A 2,694-nucleotide genomic window follows, 5' to 3' on the forward strand; every position below is an offset into this window, starting at 1 on the left:
ACGGACGGTGCCGCCACCGCCGCGTCCGGCGCCGGGACGCTCGCCGCGGGTGCCGCCTCCCTCGCGGACGGCACCGCGAGCCTCGCGTCGGGCGCCCACCGCGTGGCATCCGGCGCCGCGCAGCTCGTGCCCGGCGCACAGCAGCTCGCCTCCGGTGCGGACCAGGTGGCGGCGGGCAACCGTCGGCTCGCCGGGTATGCCGATCGGGCCGGGACCGCCGTGCAGGCGGCGACCGACGCGCTGCCCGCGGTCCGTCAGGACATCGCGGACACCCTCGCCGCGCAGGGGCTCACGCCGACCCAGATCGCCGACGTGCTGGCGCAGCTGGACCCGCTCGCCGACAAGCTGCGCGACGGCAACACCACGGTGCAGTCCGCCGTGGGTCAGGTCGATCGGCTCGCGACCGGCTCCGCGCAGGTGGCCGCGGGCGCGGCCCGGGTCTCGGCCGGGGCGTCGCAGCTGTCCTCGGGCGCGGCGCAGGTCGCGTCGGGTGCGGATGCCGCGGCCTCCGGCGCGTCGCAGGTGAGCGGCGGCGCGGCATCCCTCGCGTCCGGACTCGCAACGCTGCGGTCGGGTGCGGCCGAACTTCGCGACGGGCTCGCCGACGGGGTCGCGCAGATCCCGGACTCGAGCGCGGCGCTGCGCGACGCGCAGGCGAAGACGATCTCCGATCCGGTCGCGGTCGAGTCGAGCAAGGTGGCCGCCGCGGGCGACTACGGCGCCGGCCTGGCCCCGTTCTTCGCCGCTCTCGCCGGCTGGATCGGCATCTATGCGCTGTTCCTCATCGTCAAGCCGATCTCGCGGCGGGCGGTGACGGCGCTGCGCACGCCCCTGCGGGTGACGGCGGCGGGCTGGCTGACGCCGGCGGTGCTCGGCGGCGTCCAGATGGTGGGACTGTTCGGCGTCCTCGCGCTCGCGCTCGGCTTCGGCTTCGCGAACCCGCTCGGAACCCTCGGGGTCATGGTCGCGGCATCCTTCACCTACGCGGCGATCATCCTCGCGCTGAACGTCTGGCTCGGCTCGGTCGGGCAGTTCCTCGGCCTCGTGCTGATGGTGCTGCAGCTCGTCACGGCGGGCGGCACGTTCCCCTGGCAGACCCTTCCCGCCCCGCTCGCCGCGCTCCATCACGTGCTGCCGATGGGGTACGTCGTCGATGCCATGCGGCAGCTCATGTACGGCGGCGACCTCGGCCGGGCCGGCGTCGACCTGCTCGTGCTGGCCGCGTGGCTCGTCGGCGGGCTCGCACTGGCGGCGCTCGGGGTCACCCGCATGACGCACCGGCGCACCCTCCGCGACCTTCAGCCGAGTCTCATCGGCTGAGCGGGGCGCGGAGGGTCCGCCCTCGTCGGCCGCGTCAGACGGTGTACGCGCCCGCGGCGATGTCTTCGAGCAGCGTCGGATGGGTCGGGTTCCACCCGAACCGCTCGCGGGTGAACTCGCTCGACGCCGGAAGGTCCATGGCGAAGAACATCCCGATCCAGCCGAAGTGCGCCGCCGCGTCCTCGGGCGCGATGGACACCGCGGGCACGCCCAGCGCCGCGCCGATCGCCGTCGCGATGTCGCGCGTCGGCACGCCGCCCTCGGCCACGGCGTGCACGACCGTGCCGGGAGCGGCGTCGTCGATCGCGAGACGCACGAGGTGTGCCGCATCCAGGCGATGCACGGCGGGCCAGCGGTTGGCGCCGTCCCCGACGTAGGCGGAGACGCCCTTCTCGCGCGCGATCCCGGCGATGTGCGCGATGAACCCGTGGTCGCCGACGCCGTGCACGGTGGGCGCGAATCGTGCGGCGATCGGACGGACGCCGCGGTCGGCGAAGCTCAGGGCGAGGTGCTCGCTGCCACCGCGCATCGAGTCCGGGCCGACGTGGGGCGAGGCATCCGTCTCGGTGAGGATGCCGCTGCCCGTGCCGGCCATGCCCGACGCGACGACGAGCGTGCCGCCGGATCCCGCCAGCACGTCGCCGAAGGTCTCGACGGCGGCGCGCTCGACGCGACCCGACTCCGCCATGTTCGAGAAATCGTGGAGGTTGCCGAAGTGGATCACGACGTCGGCTCCGGTGGCTCCGGCCCGCAGGCTCTCGAGGTCGTGCAGATCACCGCGGTGGGGTCGGATGCCCGCGGCCTCGAGTTTCTCGACGTTCGCGTCGGAGCGCGCGAGGCCGGTGACGTCGTGACCCGCGTCGATGAGTTCGGCCGCGACGGCGGATCCGATCCAGCCGGTGGCTCCCGTGATGAAGACGTGCATGGTGCACCTTCCGTTGATGACAGTGACTGACATCATGCTATACCCCGATGTCATGGACTGTCATCACTAGGATCGTCTCATGGGACGCTGGCAGTCGGGGGCACGGGAGAGGCTCGTGATGGCCGCGCTCGATCTCTACGTCGAGCGTGGGTTCGACGAGACGACGGTCGCCGAGATCGCGGCGAGGGCGGGGGTCACCGAGCGCACGTTCTTCCGGTACTTCGCCGACAAGCGGGAGGTCCTCTTCGAGGGGTCGGCGCTGCTCGAGCAGTTGGTCGTGCAGACGATCGCGGATGCTCCGGTGGACGCGTCGGCGTTCGATGCCGCGATCGCGGGGGTTCGGGCGACGCGCGAGTTCCTCGTCGACCGCGACTTCTCGCGGCGGCGTGCGGCGGCGATCGACGCCAACGCGAGCCTGCGCGAGCGCGAGCTGCTGAAGCTGGCGTCGC

3 protein-coding genes are annotated in these 2,694 nt (G+C 73.2%); 2 read left to right on the forward strand and 1 reads right to left on the reverse strand.

What is annotated here, in order from left to right; genetic code table 11:
- A partial coding sequence (locus tag BGO15_RS00100) for a YhgE/Pip family protein (RefSeq protein ID WP_286746452.1) occupies positions 1-1,320 on the forward strand: 1,320 nt, incomplete at its 5' end.
- Between the two features lie 34 nt (positions 1,321-1,354).
- On the opposite strand, the gene BGO15_RS00105 is transcribed toward BGO15_RS00100, so the two are convergent.
- Positions 1,355-2,245 carry an SDR family oxidoreductase gene (locus BGO15_RS00105; protein ID WP_286746455.1) on the reverse strand — a complete coding sequence of 297 codons (891 nt, stop codon included), beginning with the start codon at positions 2,243-2,245 and terminating at the stop codon, positions 1,355-1,357.
- 79 nt (positions 2,246-2,324) lie between these two features.
- On the opposite strand from BGO15_RS00105, the gene BGO15_RS00110 reads away from it, so the two are divergent.
- The coding region (locus BGO15_RS00110; RefSeq protein ID WP_286746457.1) for a TetR family transcriptional regulator at positions 2,325-2,694 on the forward strand (370 nt) is incomplete at its 3' end.

Origin of the sequence: Microbacterium sp. 71-23 (assembly GCF_001897265.1) — a bacterium.
Taxonomy (GTDB): domain Bacteria; phylum Actinomycetota; class Actinomycetes; order Actinomycetales; family Microbacteriaceae; genus Microbacterium; species Microbacterium ginsengisoli.

Excerpts from the sequence above, each read along its gene's own strand:
- BGO15_RS00105 (WP_286746455.1), bottom strand. The coding sequence starts at position 2,245 with ATGCACGTCTTCATCACGGGAGCCACCGGCTGGATCGGATCCGCCGTC.